Below are 16,884 nucleotides of genomic sequence, written 5' to 3' on the forward strand. Positions count from 1 at the left end.
ACTCCTTAGAGTTTTCTGAAACCCACTCTTCTATTTTTTGCTCTGCCAGTTTCTGTCTCATTATCAGCTTCCGGTTGCGAATACCAATAGGCTCTGACTTTCATCCGTTTTTCCGAAATCCCCTTAGAAAGAAGATATTCATAAACGTTACGAGCCCTTTTAGCACTCAATCTCGTATTGTATTCTTTCGAGGCTACGTTATCCGTATGTCCCCCGATTTCAATTTTATCGGACGCATTTTTAACAAGATAGTCTACAAGAGGCGCTAGGAACTTTTTGTTCTCGTCCGTGATTTTTGTTTTATTAAATTCGAAGTAAAGTTGTAGATTATAAATCGGATCTACGTCCTTCTCCGCTTTAAGAAAAATAGTCACGGTTCCGTTTTTGGAAATATTTTTTTGAACGATGTTCACGCTCTCGGAAATATATTTCGGAGCGGTCGCAAACAACTCGAAATCGTTTTCCGGCAATTTATTGACTAAAAAGGATTTCTTATCCGCTTCCTGAATCAGAGATTCTCCTTTTCGATTGATCGGTGTAAAAAGTGTGACTTTTGCATCGGAAATAATTTGTTTCGTTGTTGCGTCCGCTACAACCACTTTCATCGCTGCGGAAGTGGAAGTCTGATTGTCAACGGGTTGTTCGACTTTCGTTTCTTCCGTTTTTCCTTCTCCGGTTTTGATGGGAAGAAGCACGTAAGTTCTATAAATCTTTCGATTCTTTCCAATATTACCTCTTAGATCGAGAACGTCTTCCTGAGGATGAAATCCTGGAGAACTGATTTCAACGCGATAAACTCTGCCTGTTTGCAGGTTTGTGGAAAAATTCGACGGTCTTCCTTTTGTGAGATCGCCTCCGATCCGCTTGGAAGTGATTACGTTCGCGGGTTTGTTTCCGTCGTAAATCTTTAACGTGGAATCCAATCCGATCATCGTCTTTTCGGAACCGTCTAAAACCAAACCTTTGAAGTTGAGCGCGTAAGAATTGCGAAGAGATTCCGGAACTTGAAAGCGATAGATGTCGAACTGGCCTTCTCCTCCGGTGCGGTTGGAAGAAATGTAAGCCCAAATTCCGTCCCGATCAAAGCTGATTCCTTCGTTGTCGAATCCTTCCCATTTATCCGTGTTAAACGGTTTTGGAAGAAGCAACAAAGAAGATTGATCCACTTTTGGAACGACATTTTCGTTTTGTTTTGTGGCGGAAGATTCTTCCGATTCTTCTTCGTCTTCCAACATGCTGTCTAACGCGGATTTATATCTGAGAAAGATTCGATAGAGTTTGAATTTCTTTCTTTCATCTTCGCGATTGGAACTGAAATAAAGTTGTTCTCCGTCTTGATGGATAAACGGAAGAATGTCGCTTTCGGAAGAATTGAGAGGCGTTCCTAAATTTTTCGGTTGAGACCAAGTTCCGTTTTTCATATTTCGAACAGAGATCCAAAGATCGAAATCTCCGTAACCGCCCGGACGATCCGATGAAAAGATCAGAAAGTTTCCATCGGGTGAAATCGCAGGCATCTTCTCGTTGAAGTTGGAATTGATTTCGCTGAGATGTTCCGGATCGGTCCATCTTCCGGTCTTCTTATCCTTCACGGTTTTATAAATATTCAAACCTTCAAAACCGCTACGGTTCACAGCCGTATTGATCGTTGAGGTGAAATAAATTTCGGAAGGCGCGTGATTTGCGTCGAATAAAATCGAAACCCCGCCCTCGAAAGCGTTCGAGTTGAATAAGTTGGGTTTGCGAACGCCGGGAACGGCAGGACGTTTCAATTCTTCCCGAATGTTCTGATTCATGTTTACCGGCTTGGTCCATTCGGCGGGAATTTCTTTGTCCATGTATCGGACGTTTTCGGAAATCCAAAGATCCATTCCGCCTTCGCCGCCGGGTCGATTGGATTGAAACACAACGTATTTGCCGTCAGGGCTGATAATCGGATTGTACTCGTCGTTTTGCGTGTTGAGAGGTTGGCCGAATTGTTTTTCGAGAAGATCCGGCAACGGTTGCGAAAAAACGGGTGCAAGTATGAAGAAAAATAAAAAGAAAATCGATTTCATAAAAGGACGCATGAATCACTCCAAAAAGAATGTAGAAGAGTTGCCGTTTTTAGTTTAAATTCAGGATCTCCCTTAAAGTATCGGTCTTGATTCGGAGTTTTTAAAGATGGAAAGTAAGCAGGATACGAATTCTTCGGAACATTCTCCCGTGATCTTCGGAGTTTTGAACATCACCGAAGATTCGTTTTCGGACGGCGGAAAATATCTGACTCATGCTGCTTCTTTGCAAAAGGCCGAATCCCTTGTGTCTCAAGGCGCAAACGTAATCGATATAGGTGCGCAATCTTCCAATATCCAAGCGGGTTTGGTCGGACCCGAAATCGAATGGGTAAGAATGAAGAATTTGATCCCCGATCTGATCGCTAAGGGAGTTCGCGTTTCCGTCGATTCGTTTCAACCGGAAGTCATTGCTCGTTCCTTGGAAGCCGGAGCCGAATTTATCAATCATATCCGCGGCTTTGTGGATTCGGAATCCGTTCGCGAAATTTCAAAGTTCGCGGGCAGCGATCGAAAATTCATTCTCATGTATTCGCACAATCAATCCAATCGCGCGGAAAAGAATTCTCACCTTACGCCGGATAACGTGATTTTAGAAATCGTCGCATTCTTTCGGGAAAGAAAAAAGGCTTTGATTCAAGCGGGAATTTCACAAGAGCAATTGATCTTTGATCCGGGAATGGGATTTTTTCTCAGCCCCGATTTTCAAGTCAGCTTTGAGGTTTTAAGAAGAATCCAAACTATTAAAGAAGAATTCTCGCCGATGATGGTTTCAGTTACGAAGAAGTCGTTTTTAGGAAACGCACTCGGCGGTTTGGACGTCAACGAACGTGAAATCGCGACCGTAATCGCGGAACTGTATCTTTCCATTCAAAAAGTGGAATATATCAGAACGCACGAACCGAAAAACCTGAAACAAACCTTGCGTATTTGGAACCTTCTTCATTCTTCGTGAAGAATTGCGTTCTATTTTTTCGGAAGTTTACAAGAACTTTTTATATAGGGTTGTTTGTCGGAACAAGTATCAAAGATAGTTGATAGAATGAATTACGACTTTTTGTGCGAGGGGTATTGTGGGAACTCATACGTTTACCGAACCACGGACAAATTTCTGTTCCTCAAATTTGCCCGACAAACATATGATTTTACAGTTAACGCCCCACTTTGATATCTTCGATCGTCTTCTTGCCTGTAGGATTGAGCGTCGGTAAAATGTCTTCTTCCCGAATCTGCAAACCTTTCGCCTGCATTCGTTTGATATAAGGGAGAATCGGATGTAGGTCCGCGTTCGGATTTACGGACAAAAGAATTCGCTTCCAGAGTTCGATAAAGGGAACCGTTTCCTTTTCCGATTCGGGAGATTTTCGAATCCACTCCAAGGCCTCGGAGTAATTTCGTTTTTCGTAATATGCTTTCGCGATATAATAATTCAAATCGGGGATTTTGTCGTCCGTCGAATAAAGATTCATTGCGAACATCAGAAGATCGTCCCACTTTTCCAAGTCGTGCGCGAGCAACACCATCGACGCCCGCGCGTTTTTGTGATACGGATTGATCTGGAGAATTCTTTCCAAATAGTAGTACGCTTTTTCGAAGTCCTGTTTTTCCAGAAAATAGTTACTCAATTCTTCCCAAGAAACGACTTCCATACCCGGAATCTTGGATTGAACGTCGAGCAGCAAAACCGTTTCTTCCCTTCTGCTTTGCGAATTCAAAAGTTTACGAAATTGTTGAATCTGATCTTTTTTCGCGGATTTCAAATAAAAAGCGATTTCCTCTTTTGCAAGATCGTATTCGTCGATCAGATAATGCATGCGGATCAAGTTGGAAAAACAAATCGGGTTGTGCTCGGAAAGTTTCAGACATTCTTTCCACGAGGCTTCCGCGTCGTCCAAAAGGGAATTCTTCGCTAAAAGAACGCCGATATTGTTTTTATCTTCCGCGGTGGTCCCCTTTCCGCGAAGACCTCTGACTTTCCAAATGGAAGAAATCGTTTCCAGTTCGGTCTGAGAAAATTCGGATGAATCCAAATATAAAAAGGAAGGATCGGTTTCCAATACTTCCGCTTCGCGGATCGGATAAATACAAAATTGAAAAAGAGACGCGAGTAATAAGATCGATAGAAGTTCGAACCGCAGAAACGGAAGTCTTCTTTTTTTAAGCGGAGAGTTTCGTTTTTGTGGAACCGTTCGATCAGCCTTCCTGGGCACCGGATTCCTCCAATTGTTTTTGAGCATAGAGCATGTACTTGAGAGCGCGTTCTTTATCGCCATGGAACAAATACATGAGCGAAAGATCAAGTGCATCCTGCGGATTCGGAGGCGCGAAGTCTTCGGGATTTTCTTTGCTCATCTCGAATTTGGAACGGAATTCATCGAGTTTGTTTTTCGTAAGTTTTTCCAGAGAATCGAAAAAAGCGGCTTCTTCCGGATTCTTCTTCGCTTCTTCGATCGCGTCTGAAAATCGAGTAAATCCTTTCGACTGCGAAGTCGCTTGTTTGAGAATTTCAAAGGATTGTTTGAAGTTTCCCAAGCGGGTATGAACTTCCGAAATCAACACCTGCATTCTCGAATCGCCCGGATAAAGTTTGTTCACCTTCTCCGCCGTTTCCAAACATTCTTTCCAGCGCTCCTTTTCAAAGTATAAGGTAGCGAGCGCGGTCAACGCCATTCGATTGTTCGCATCGAGTCGAATCGCGTTCGTAAGATAGAGTTCGGTTTTATCATCCTTTTCGAGCTGGCGATAACAATACGCGAGAAGGATATGCGACTTTAAAAATCGCTTTTCGATTTCGAGGGATTTCTTAAGGGATCGAACGGCGGTTTCTATTTCCCCGGTTCGATAAAGTTCCACTCCGATATTGTAATAGAGTTCGGGAGTTTTTCCGATATCGAGAGCCTTTTGATAGACTTCGATCGCCTTTTTGGAATTCCCTTGTTTGGAATAAAGGGCGCCGAGATTGAGATACGATTTTTGATACTTCGGCTGAGCCTGGATCAGACTTTCGTAAAGCTGAATCGCTTCCGGCTGCTTTCCCTGCTTTTCCAAGGCCAACGCCTGATTGAAGATTTTGCTGATATCTGTCCCGGTCATAAAACAACTATCGGTCAGATTTCGAACTGGGGCGACCGAAAAAGTTGTAATGGAATTTTTCGATTCGGCCGATTGGATAAAGGAATCACTAGGACCCGAGGGAAACATGAAACAAATAGCAATCTTAGTTGCCCTGATTATTTTTACGTCTTGCGCATCCGTCGAATCGAAACGAAGCGTCAGCGCTTCCGGAGATCCGTCCGAGATCTTTTTTGAAAAAGAGATCGCTCCTATGGATAAAGAATCCGGTTCATCCGCTTCTTCCCAAAAGCCGGGACGCAGATCTTTCGAAGAAGAGCTGAACGTTGAAAAATACGCCAAGGCTCAACCTCCTGAAAAATCCAACAGTTCCGGAGGAGACTTCGACGAAATCGGAATGTCTTCCTGGTACGGCGCGAAATTTCACGGGAAGCCGACCGCAAGCGGAGAGAAGTTCGACAAAACGAAACTTACCGCAGCGCATCCGACTCTTCCCTTGGGTTCCATAATTCGCGTTCAGAATTTGGAAAACCAAAAAGAAGTTCTCGTTCGTGTGAACGATCGAGGGCCTTTCGTAAAAGATAGAATCATCGATCTTTCCGAAAAAGCGGCTGACACTCTGGAATTCAAAGACGTGGGACTTGCAAAAGTAGGAATCAAAGTCGTAAAACGTGGAGGAGCGGCGGGTGACGAATCCGAAGACCTCGAAAACAACGATGACGAGGATGCTCTGTTAGGCGATGAAGGTAAACCTGAAAAACTTCAACCGCAAAAATCGGATTATCCAAACAAACCGGTTGCGGGTGGAAAATACATCAAAGGTTCTCCGAAAGGTTATACCGTGCAAGTGGGAGTTTTCCGCGATCAAACGAGAGCGGAAGCGTACAAAGCAAGCCTCGGACAAGAATACGGAGAAAAGACGTTCGTATTTACAAGAGACGGTTTGTTCGTGATTCAGTTGGGTGATTTCGGCACCAGAACGGGCGCCGAATCTCTGAAATCGAAATTAAAAACGGACGGGATCGACTGCTTTATTCCAAAAAAGTAATCGTTTCTTTTCGATAAAAGTTCCCTCGCAAAGAAAGCCCCGTTTTACGGGGCTTTTCGCTTTAACGGTGCGCGCGGCAACTATCCTGCTTCATTTTTCCTCTGCAGATTTCTTTTGCCGTTTCCAAAACCGCAAAGCCGCAGGTGTTCAGACTCGGATCCACGCAACCGGGAATCGCCAAAAGCAGAACCGGAAAACATTTATCGAATTCTTCGATGTCCTTTGAACAGATTTGTTCGTTCGAGACCAGCAGATTGCAATTGAGAATTCCGATTGTACCGATCCATACGATCAAAATGGAAAGAATTCGTTTTTTCATCCCAAAAGAAGAAAACGTTCTTTTGAAAAATCAATTCCGAAACAGGGAATCGATCGGGTTTGGAAATCGGTTTTCGGAATTTTGCGATTCTGTTATCAAATAAAGACTGAGAGGTGCTCGTAGTTCCGACTCAACAAGGTCGTTTAAATTCCGCCGCCGTGGATGAACTCGTCCAGAATCTCTTCCAGATTGTCCTTTTCCTTTTTTAACGGGCTGTGATGGCGACCGTCTTTGTTTAAATCGTGAATCTCTTTCTGAAGAGTTTCGATTCGTTCGAGAAGGATGGAAAATACTTTTGCGACCGGATCGGGAATTTCATTGTGATCCAGCATGTGTTCGCCTTCTTCTCCGATCGGCATTTTGGAACGTACGACTTTTGCCGGAATTCCGACCACGGTCGTGTCGTGCGGAACGTCTCGCATCACCACGGAACCTGCACCGACTCGAACATTTTTTCCGATGGTGATATTCCCGAGAATTTTCGCTCCCGCTCCGACGACCACGTTTTCCAGCAAGGAAGGGTGACGTTTCCCGGATTCTTTTCCGGTTCCTCCTAAGGTGACGCCTTGGTAGATCAAACATCCTTTTGCTATCGTCGCAGTCTCTCCGATCACGACGCCGTGACCGTGATCGATCATGATTCCGTTCGCGATCTGTGCCCCCGGATGAATGTCGATTCCGGTGATGAATCTGGAAAAAGTATTGATCATCCTTGGAATTAAAGGAAGTTTTATCCGATAAAGAAAATGAGCGAGCTTATGAAACCAAAGCGCGTGCAAACCCGGATAGCAGAGTATGATTTCCAAATACGACTTAGCGGCTGGATCATACTTCTTGATAAATTTAATGTTTTCGAACAACTGTCAATCTCCGGTCTTCGCCAAACTAATATAAAAGGCTAAAAATTCGCCGTACCATGTAAAGAGGATTCTTTCCGATAAGAATAGAATAACGATTGAAACAATCTCGATTTTCAACACACGTCATCTTGTTCGTCCTTACCTTTCTGACTCTCACGTTTCAAAGTGAATTTTTTGAAATTCCCTTTCTATCGGTTCAGTATTTAAAAGAATTATTTTTTCTTAGACTTCCGTATTCCCTTTCTTTGATTATAATTCTTTTAGCGCATGAGATGGGACATTTTTTAGCGGCGCGATATTACGGCGTTAAAGCGACTTGGCCGTATTTTATCCCGGTTCCATTCGCGCCGATCGGAACGATGGGAGCGGTGATTCGAATTCTCGAGCCGATTCGAAATAAAAAACAACTTTTCGACATCGGAATTTGGGGACCGTTGATGAGTTTGATCCTTTCGGTTCCTTGTTACGTTTTAGGAATTTACTGGTCTTCTCTGGTTCCGATGGACACCGTACGAGGGAATCCGGGAATCATTTCCTTCGGAGAATCTTTCTTCACGATCTTTATCAATCAGTTAATCTTAGGACCGTTTGATCCCGCGGTTCAAGACGTTTGGATTCATCCGTTGGCGCAGGCGGGTTGGGTCGGATTGCTTGTGACTGCGATCAACCTTCTCCCCTTTGGACAACTCGACGGTGGTCATGTGATTTATTCCATTTTTGGCGAAAAATATCGGAATTGGATTTATTATCTTTTTACGGGGTTTTTGCTTTTATGTTTTTGGAATTTTTCCTGGTTACTGTGGGGTTTCCTGATTTATTTCATCATAAAAGTAGAACACCCTTTTGTCCCTGACCCGGTGGTTCCCTTGGATCGAGTTCGAAAGATCGGCGGCCTTTTGATTTTGTTCGCGCTGATTTTCATTTTTGTGCCTTCTCCCATCCAACTAGGAACTGATATAAACAGACCCGGTCTTGCAGAGGAGCTATGGATTTCACTCAAGTCAGTTTTTTCAGGTATTTAGTTGCGTTCGTATTTTTCATTTCGACCCCGATTTTTTCCCAAGATCAGGAAATTAAACTTACAGAGAACGCTTACGGTTTTACGTACGACGGAACGAATTTCTGGTACATCGATTCCACACATCGATCCTTGTATCGAGTTGATCCTTCGGGAAGGCAAGAATCGTTTTCCCTGAACATTCCGTTTTTGACCGGGATCAATTTTGATCCGCGTGAAGGGAGAATTTTCGTCGGTGCGAGAAAGCTCGTTTTGAAAGTGGAGCCGAACACCGGCGGAGTTACGGAAAGAATTCCGGTTCCGATCGAAAAGATCGGAGGAATTGCAAGTCAGGATTCGCTATTATACATTCTCGATCAGGAGAATGGAAAGATTTCCATCTTAGATAAAGCTACCGGTAAGTTGATCGGAGGTTTTTTAACCGACCGCGCGCAACCGAGGGATTTGGCTTTTGCAAGAGATTCGATTTGGGTCTCCGATTCTTCGGACGGTAACATTTATCGATATAACCCGAACAACGGATCCATTACCGGGTCGATCAAAACTCCTTCCAAGGAAATCCGCGGAATGGTTTTTTTGGGAAGCCGAATCTTCGTGGTCGATCGCACCGGAAAAGAAGTGAGAAAAGTTTCGTTCGTCGAAACCGATCGATTTATCGCTTCGGGTGAAACGACTCATACGATGAAAGTTCGCATAACGTTTTCGTTAAACGAACTCTCGATCGCCGGGGGTTCTCTCGGAATTTTTCAACCTCCGACGACGGAACATCAAAGAATTCGAAATTTAAAGATGACTACGCCCGGATTCAAACAGGATTTTATCGGAAACGGAAGGGCGTTCGTAAAGGTATTGGGCGTGGACGACGTCAAAGGAAAACAAACCTTAGAATATTCTTTCGAAGCGAGAACACAGAATATTCGTTATTACGTGACGGACGACTTTTTGGAAAAGAAGGAAAGAATCGGAGACGATCTTAGACCTTTCCTAAAGGGTGAACCTCTCGAGGTTCAAAAGAATTCGTATTATGTGGATAAGATCTTCGACGCGCGATTGTTCCGCAGCACCATGCCTTCTTTAAAAAAGAGTCTTTTGGATTCCGGAGTTCCTGTTCGTTCCCAATATACGGCGACGATCTCCGGACAGAATTCGGTTTCCTTTAAAGATACGATAGACGTTTATATTCCGGGTTTCGGTTGGGCTCCCGTGCAAGCGGTAAAACCCGCATCGGACGAATCTTCCCGCGTGTTTAAGAAAGGAGAAGAAAGCATCGACTTATTTCGCGCGGAAAACTGGGACGAAATTCAATCTCCGATTTTCTACAAGAGCCGGAATTCGGAAGAATGGAAAAATCTTCCGGCCGAGATTCAAGTTATTTTAGAGTAAGCGAGAGAATTCGCAAATTTTTTTGATCGGAGATCCAGATTTCTTTCAAATAGAAAATTATGATCTTTGTCGGAACAATGAAGTATTTAGCCGTCGTTAACTCATGTGGGAACTCATACGAAAACGAATCGAATTTTACGGAGAGTTCAAAATCTCGTCGAAGAGACTTAATTTGTAGGATCTCCCACCCTTTGAAAAAACTTGCGCGCTTGTAAGAAAAGGGTCATGCTTCTTCCGATCATAAGCAGTACAAGGGAAAGCCAAAGAAGATGATTGTCCTTCTGGATTTTTCCGAGATACGCCATCGGAAAAAAGAACAACGCCGTACTGATCAACATGGAGTTGCGGAGAATTCTTCCTTGCGTAAGTCCGATAAAAAAACCGTCTAGGATGAAAGCGATCGCTCCGATTTCCAAAACGGGCAACAACCAAATTCGATACTCGTTTAATAAAATTCGGACCGATTCGCTTTTGGTGATTAAGCCGAACGTAAAATTCGGAAATATAAAAAGAACCGCGAGAAAGATCGAAGTGAAGAAAATACTATTATAAAGCGCGAGATACAAAAGTTCCTTCAACAATTTCCAATTCTTTTCTCCGTAGATATTTCCTGCGAGACTTTCGGTCGCGAACGCCGCTCCGTCCACCAAATACGCGCTTACTAAAATCAACTGAAGAAGAATCGTGTTAGCCGCTAAAATTTCGGTTCCTGCTTCCGAGCTGAAATTACGAAACAAACTGAACGTAAGAATCAGAAACAAGGTCCGTAAAAAAATGTCTTTGTTGAGATGGAGTAGGGAAGAAAATCCGTGCATCGACAACAAACCTTTGTCGCGTAACAAAGAAATTTTTAATTCCGGGAGAATTCTCAATTCTCTCAAAAATAAAACGATAAATACGGCCAACATCCCGAATTGACTGATGCTCGTAGCGAGTCCCGCTCCGTATGCTTCCCATCCTAAAAACAAAATAAACCAAACGTCGAGAGCAACATTGATTCCGTTTCCGATGATGGTAGCGATCAGAACATAAGAACTTTTTTCTCTTCCTAAAAACCAACCGGTAAAAACGTAATTGCAAAGAACGGCGATCGAACCCGGAATTCTTGAATCGAAATACGAAAGACCGGCCTCCTTTACGTTCGGACTTCCTTCTAAAATTCGAAATCCGAATTCCCGTATCCAAGGAGAAAACAAAAGGATCAAGAACCCGAAAAAAAAAGCCAATACGATCGAACGGGCGAGAATAAAAAGGGATTCTTTTTCATTCTTTTCTCCGGAGGCTTGCGCCGTTAGACCGGTGGTTCCCATTCTTAAAAAACCGAACATCCAAAAGATAAAATCAAATAGGATCCCCGAAAGCGCAGCTCCGGCCATAAAGATATGAGTATCAAGATTTCCTAATATGGCTGTGTCCGCTAGACCGGTTAGCGGAACGGTGATATTCGCAAGAATGTTGTAAAATGTAAGTCGGTAAAATCTGAATTTCAATCAGCTCAGCCTGTCCATAACGCAAGAAGCCGTAATATCGCCGGTGACGTTGATCGTAGTTCTGCACATATCCAGAAATCGATCCACGCCTAAAATGATTCCGATTCCCTCGGTCGGAATTCCCATTCCTGTAAGAATCGTGGCTAAGATCACGATTCCGATTCCGGGCGTGCTCGGTGTTCCGATCGACGCACCGACCGTTGCAAACAAAAGGAAGATCAATTGCGTGGGGGCTAAATCGATTCCATAATACTGGGCTAAAAAGATCGTCGCCACCGCTTGATAAAGGGCCGTCCCATCCATATTGATCGTAGCTCCGACCGGTATGATGAATTCGGCGATGTTCTTTTTGACTTTTAAATTTTCAGTAGCGGTTTGGATCGAGACCGGCATTACGGCAGCCGAACTAGAAGTGGAAAACGCGAGCAACTGCAATCCTGCGATTTTGGAAAAGAATTCGATCGGATTTCTTCTGGCCAAGAAGATGAGAATGATCGAGTAAACGCCGATCACACAAAGAAGTCCGAGAAGAACCGTGCTCATATAAACGCCGAGCGTAATCAGAAGTTCTGTGCCGATCGAAGAAATTGCTTTTGCCATCAATCCGAAAACAGCAAACGGAGTTAGAGTCATCGCCCAGTTGACGATTTTCATGCTGATCTGAAAAACCGAATTCAAAAGTTCTAAGATCGGTTTTGAAAGTTCTTTCGATACGGAAAGGATGGCGATTCCGATGAGAATGGAAAAGACGATGACGTTTAACATTTCTCCCTGAGTAATCGATAAAAACGGATTCTTCGGGAAAAAGGACATGAATAATTCCGGGTATTTGTCCAAAGCGGGAATCTCCGTTGCTGCGGGTACCTTTGCGGTCAGAGCATTCTTAATTTGAATCGTCGATTTTCCCGGCTCCAACCAAAGCGCCAACGAGCTTCCGATGGCGACCGCAATGAAAGTTGTCAGAACAAAATAAATTAAGGTTCTAATTCCGAGTTTTTTAACGTTCTCGACGTTTTCAGCCGAACAAATTCCGAGAATAATAGAAGAGAAGATCAAAGGAATCATGATCATCTGTAAAAGGCTGATGAAGATGAGTCCCGGTATAACAAGCCACGCAGTAGTAAGTTGAGCGACATCCCTTTCGACTAAGGATAAATCAGATCCTAAGAGGATACCGGTAACAATTCCGGCAAACATCCCAAATAGGATTTTCAACCAGAGTTTTTCTTTCAGAAGCTCAAGAATCTTTCGATTGAGGGAATTTAGTTTCTCAAAAACCGGCATATTGGAAAACTCTTTTGATTCCTTATTTTTTCTATTGATTTTTAGTTTTGGTATGAATTATTGAAACCGTTTTCAAGATTTTTTGAACGATGCCGTGCTTTTTCGAACGATATAAAGAATTAGAAAGACGGACCTGGAGATTATGGGATTAGATTTTCTGAGATCAGATTTGATTCTGTTCAACTATTATTCTTTTGGCAGTCTTTTAGTAACGATTACCACCTTCTTCCTTGCCGTTTTTTTTATTAGTTTAAAAAGAAAGACGGTTGCGACGTATCATCTCGGGATCGCCTTTTTCGTGTTCGGTCTTTTCGAGATCGGATACTTTATGGCCGCGTTTTACTATCATCCGATTGCGGCATATCATAGATGGTTGACGGGATGTTTGATTCTTCCCGCGGTGACTCATTTTACCCAGTTTTTTATCCGTTATCCGAGCAACTCGAATAAGAAGCTCGGTTTCTGGATGATGATCTTTCAGCACATTTTAGGGTTCATCGTCGCTTGCATCTTTATCTACATGACGTACATCTCGGAGAAGATTTACCACTTCACCGCGCATCATTGGGATTTCAACGCGCTGATCTCTAGCAAATATCTGGCTTTTATGATCGCATTCTACTGCGTCATTGCATTTATCATCGTCCCTGCTTGGAGGATCGTCACCGATAAGGAAAAAAAGAGATTCGCAATCTTCCTGTTTGCCCTCGGGTTTATGATCGCGGCTTTTTATCCGAATATCGCTAACGTATTGAGTCGAGACGGTCTGATGGAACGGTCCACTTACATGACCTCGAACGTTATTTTCTTTATCGCCGCGTTTTCGGTCGTCGTCATCGTCTTCATCAACAACAGTACCGAAAGAACCACATTCATGGTTAAGATCGTGGGAATCACGTTATTCACGATTTGTTTGATCATGCAGTCCCTCGTATTTATTTCCAACCAGGATAAGGAATCCGAATACGATAGCCTTCATATCGTCAACAGCGAACGCGTTTTGGAAAGCGGTAAGATCAACAACGAAGTAGAATACACGCTTCGATACGATGAAAAAACGGGAGAATTGATTACGACCGATTACAACTCGAAATACGGTTTGGATCTTCCGCTCGTAAAAGTGGATCTTCAGAATACTCTGATCTACGAGGAAATTGCGGCTCTCAGAGAAGATAATTTTCGCGAGAACCTCAAAGCGATTCTTGATTCATCGCCGGAATACTTTGCCGGTTACAAAGACGCGATCTATAAGTTCGTTAAGGAAAATTCTTCCTTAAGTTCTAAGGATTTAAAAAAAGCGCTTCTAAAACATGCAGAAAAGCTAAACAAAGACGCCTTTGTTAATACGAACAAACTTCAGGGTATCAATCCGAATTCTTTTTGCGAAGAAGGAAAATCCTATCTCGAAAAAAATAAGGATCTGGAATCCTTCAAAAACGGAATTCTGAAAAACTTAGAAGGATGTTCTTGGAAGGGAAAAGAAGTTTCCGGTAAGGAACTGAAAGCCGAATTCCTAAAATACTTCAGTTTGTTCAAACCCGCGGAAACCAGACACTACAGAAGAAGCGTGGACGGACTTGGGCATCACGTTGCGTTTATGAAATACATCCCTGCAAAAAAGCAGGTAGTCGAACTCGGATTTTCGTATAAAAAATATCGCGAATTCATGCACCCGACCTCGGTGAAGCAGACGATCATTTTGTTTGCGGTGATTTTTGTAGTACTCGTCTTATTTCCGTTATTCTTTAAAAGCAGTCTCGTCGATCCGTTGAACAATTTGTTATCCGGGGTGGAAAAGGTAAACAAAGGGGATCTTGATGTGGAGGTTCCCGTTAAGGTTCGCGACGAAATCGGATTCTTAGCCGATTCGTTCAACTCGATGGTTTCTTCGATCAAACAAGCGAGAAGAGAACTCCAGGACTACGCCGAAAACCTAGAAGAAAAGGTGAAAGAAAGAACTCAGGAAGTTCAGGAAAAAATGGAAGAGGTCCAAAGGCTGAAGGTTCAGCAGGACGGGGATTACTTCCTTACTTCCCTTTTGGCAAAACCGCTTTTTTACAACGCGAACAAATCGAAGCTCGTTCACACCGAATTCACGTTAAAGCAAAAGAAACAATTCGAGTTTCGCGGAAAACATTCGGACCTTGGCGGGGACATTTGCGTTACCGGAAATCTCCGTTTAGGAACTCAAGAAAGTTATAAACGTTATACGATGGCGATGAACGGAGACGCGATGGGTAAGTCCATGCAGGGCGCCGGCGGGGCTCTTGTTATGGGGGTAGTCATGAACTCCATCATGGCTCGCTCGGCGGCAAACAATAGGATTCTTAACAAGACTCCTTCCGAATGGTTAAGCGAAGTTTATCAGGAAATTCATTCCGTATTCAAGTCGTTTAACGGAAGTATGGTGATTTCGGCGGTGGTATTCCTGATCGAGGAAGAAACCGGAAAATGTTTTTATTTCAATGCGGAACACCCTTTTAGCGTTCTTTATCGCGACGGAAAAGCCAGCTTTTTGGAAGAAGGTCTTCAGCTCAGAAAACTCGGTTTGGATTCGGAGTTCGATTTTGAGGTGAGAACTTTCGAACTCAAAAAAGGCGACGTCCTGATTCTCGGATCGGACGGTCGCGACGATATCGATTTAACTCCGGAAGAAACCGTAAGAACGATCAACGAAGATGAAAACTTATTCTTAAGAAACGTGGAAAAGGGAAAAGGCGTCCTCGAAGACATCGAAAGCGAAATCCGAAAATACGGAGAATTGACGGACGACCTTTCCTTATTGAAGATCGAATTCCAAGTAGAAAAGAAAAAAGACGAACTGGATGAAATGTTCACCGGCGGTGATCGCATCGAGGTCGCTCTTAATCCGGACGTGATCTACGAAGACGCGAAACAACTTTACAAAGCCGGTAAAGTGGAACAGGCTCTGGAACTTCTCAAGACCGGTTACACGCACGACACCGCTAATCAAAAGATCAACAAGCTTCTCGGTCTTTTGAGTTTTAAGGGAAAAGACTATACGACCGCGATCGAAGTTTTAAGCAACTATCTGAAAACGGATCCGGGACTTCACGAGTATTGGTTTTATCTCTCGATTGCGAACAAGAAAGTCGGAAAATACGAACAAGCATTGCAGGCGAGCTTGAAACTGAGAGACATTCAACCGGAGAATCTTTCCAATCTCGTCAACCTTTCCGATATCTATCGACTAACGGATCAATTCGATCTCGCGGAAGAAGTGGCTCGAAAGCTGATGCATCTTGATCCGGGCAATCAAAACGGGGAAAGACTTCTCAAACTCATCGAAAGAGATCGTGCGTAAGTTCCTCATAGGGTTTTTACTTCTTTTTTCGTTCAGTATCTATTCGGATAAAAGCGCCGCCGCGTGGGTTCGGAGAATTCCTCTGAACCGCGGGGAACTCGTTTTGGAAATTCGAAATTCTTCCCAGGATAAGGAATGGAACGAGTTTGCCTATCGAAAGACCGGCGATCTTTTTCGAGCGCTCGAATCCTATTCCGGAATTTCTTTTCACGAAGCGAGCGCTTCCGTGTTCGAAGGTCAAAAGGCCTCCGAAAAATATAAGGTGCTCTTGGTCGTTCAGGACCAGGTCGTATTAAACGGAACCCGCGTCGGCGGTTACAACAACATCTCCGGTGATTTAGGACCCTCTCGTGGGATTTTTATGGAGCCGGATCTTTCGCCCGCCGGTTATCCGGCTTTGCTCTTTCACGAACTCGGTCATTTTTATTTTTCCAACATTCCTTGGTTGAGCGAAGGCTTGGTTTCCTTTTTACCCTTCGTTCTTTATAAAGAGAAAAAGATCAATCTTACCAAAGAAGAGTTAATCTCGATTGCGGAAGAATGGAGTTCCGAAGAAGGGTTGCAAGGCGGGAAGGATTTCCCTTTGGACCCCGACTTTCGAGAAAAAAATCCGGCAGCCACCCCGACCTTTTACAATAAAGCTCTGAAGATTCAATATATTCTATATAAAGAATTGGGTCCGGCCGGTTACAGGGATTTTGTCAAAAAATTAGTGTTCGAGAATTCACCCAAAACAACGGGAGAAGTGATCCTGATCCTAAAGTCGATCCGGGATAAAAATTGGTCCAGCCTGCTTCGAGGGTGGGTAACGCGTGGTCCATACGAAGTTTATACCTGGAAAACCTTCCAAAGAGAATCGATCCTGGGCACTTTCGTGCAACTTCCTTGAAAACGAACGCTTGTTCCGTTTAAATTCGCCCTTCTTTCCTGAAGTGCTCGCAGAAAGCCGACGGATCAGCCCGTTAAATCGAATCTATCCTATTTTATCATTGAAAAGAAGCTTTGTACCAATAGAGTAACGTCTGTTCGGA

Annotated in this window: 13 protein-coding genes; 6 read left to right on the forward strand and 7 right to left on the reverse strand. The window is 43.6% G+C overall.

The annotated features are described in order from the left end of the window. Nucleotides 1-5: 5 nt before the first annotated feature. Nucleotides 6-2,069, reverse strand: a complete 2,064-nt coding sequence (locus LFX25_RS00240; protein WP_238728317.1) for an OmpA family protein — start codon at nt 2,067-2,069, stop codon at nt 6-8. A 94-nt stretch (nt 2,070-2,163) separates the two neighbouring features. Here LFX25_RS00240 and folP point away from each other — a divergent pair, with 94 nt between their 5' ends. Then, nucleotides 2,164-3,009 (forward strand): dihydropteroate synthase, encoded by an 846-nt coding sequence (folP, locus tag LFX25_RS00245; RefSeq protein WP_238728318.1) that lies wholly within the window; start codon nt 2,164-2,166, stop codon nt 3,007-3,009. A 196-nt stretch (nt 3,010-3,205) separates the two neighbouring features. Here folP and LFX25_RS00250 read toward each other — a convergent pair whose 3' ends face one another. Continuing rightward, nucleotides 3,206-4,192, reverse strand: coding sequence for a tetratricopeptide repeat protein (locus LFX25_RS00250; protein ID WP_406600512.1), 987 nt, complete (start codon nt 4,190-4,192; stop codon nt 3,206-3,208). Between the two features lie 55 nt (nt 4,193-4,247). Then, a complete protein-coding gene (locus LFX25_RS00255) occupies nt 4,248-5,147 on the reverse strand; it encodes a tetratricopeptide repeat protein (protein ID WP_238728320.1) in 900 nt (299 codons plus the stop codon). 106 nt (nt 5,148-5,253) lie between these two features. On the opposite strand from LFX25_RS00255, the gene mpl36 reads away from it, so the two are divergent. Then, nucleotides 5,254-6,174 carry an RlpA family plasminogen-binding lipoprotein MPL36 gene (mpl36, locus tag LFX25_RS00260; RefSeq protein ID WP_238728321.1) on the forward strand — a complete coding sequence of 307 codons (921 nt, stop codon included), beginning with the start codon at nt 5,254-5,256 and terminating at the stop codon, nt 6,172-6,174. 61 nt (nt 6,175-6,235) lie between these two features. Here mpl36 and LFX25_RS00265 read toward each other — a convergent pair whose 3' ends face one another. After that, nucleotides 6,236-6,493, reverse strand: a complete 258-nt coding sequence (locus tag LFX25_RS00265; RefSeq protein WP_238728322.1) for a hypothetical protein — start codon at nt 6,491-6,493, stop codon at nt 6,236-6,238. Nucleotides 6,494-6,636: 143 nt separating this feature from the next. Beyond that, nucleotides 6,637-7,353 carry a serine O-acetyltransferase gene (gene cysE, locus LFX25_RS00270; protein WP_238728323.1) on the reverse strand — a complete coding sequence of 239 codons (717 nt, stop codon included), beginning with the start codon at nt 7,351-7,353 and terminating at the stop codon, nt 6,637-6,639. Nucleotides 7,354-7,448: 95 nt separating this feature from the next. Between cysE and LFX25_RS00275 the strand changes: the two genes are divergently transcribed. Both LFX25_RS00275 and LFX25_RS00280 read left to right on the forward strand, forming a co-directional pair. Then, nucleotides 7,449-8,375 carry a site-2 protease family protein gene (locus LFX25_RS00275; protein WP_238728324.1) on the forward strand — a complete coding sequence of 309 codons (927 nt, stop codon included), beginning with the start codon at nt 7,449-7,451 and terminating at the stop codon, nt 8,373-8,375. Beyond that, a complete protein-coding gene (locus LFX25_RS00280; protein WP_238728325.1) occupies nt 8,339-9,754 on the forward strand; it encodes an NHL repeat-containing protein in 1,416 nt (471 codons plus the stop codon). Before LFX25_RS00275 ends, LFX25_RS00280 begins: the two co-directional genes overlap by 37 nt. A 167-nt stretch (nt 9,755-9,921) precedes the next feature. Here LFX25_RS00280 and LFX25_RS00285 read toward each other — a convergent pair whose 3' ends face one another. Next, nucleotides 9,922-11,244: an MATE family efflux transporter gene (locus tag LFX25_RS00285; RefSeq protein ID WP_238728326.1), complete on the reverse strand. Its 1,323-nt coding sequence runs from the start codon at nt 11,242-11,244 to the stop codon at nt 9,922-9,924. Then, nucleotides 11,245-12,528 (reverse strand): dicarboxylate/amino acid:cation symporter, encoded by a 1,284-nt coding sequence (locus LFX25_RS00290; RefSeq protein WP_238728327.1) that lies wholly within the window; start codon nt 12,526-12,528, stop codon nt 11,245-11,247. Nucleotides 12,529-12,670: 142 nt separating this feature from the next. On the opposite strand from LFX25_RS00290, the gene LFX25_RS00295 reads away from it, so the two are divergent. Beyond that, a complete protein-coding gene (locus LFX25_RS00295; protein ID WP_238728328.1) occupies nt 12,671-15,853 on the forward strand; it encodes a SpoIIE family protein phosphatase in 3,183 nt (1,060 codons plus the stop codon). Next, on the forward strand, nt 15,846-16,742 hold the full coding sequence (locus tag LFX25_RS00300; RefSeq protein WP_238728329.1) for a gluzincin family metallopeptidase: 897 nt from the start codon (nt 15,846-15,848) through the stop codon (nt 16,740-16,742). Before LFX25_RS00295 ends, LFX25_RS00300 begins: the two co-directional genes overlap by 8 nt. Nucleotides 16,743-16,884: the final 142 nt, after the last annotated feature.

The sequence above is a fragment of the Leptospira sanjuanensis genome, from assembly GCF_022267325.1.
Lineage (GTDB): Bacteria > Spirochaetota > Leptospiria > Leptospirales > Leptospiraceae > Leptospira > Leptospira sanjuanensis.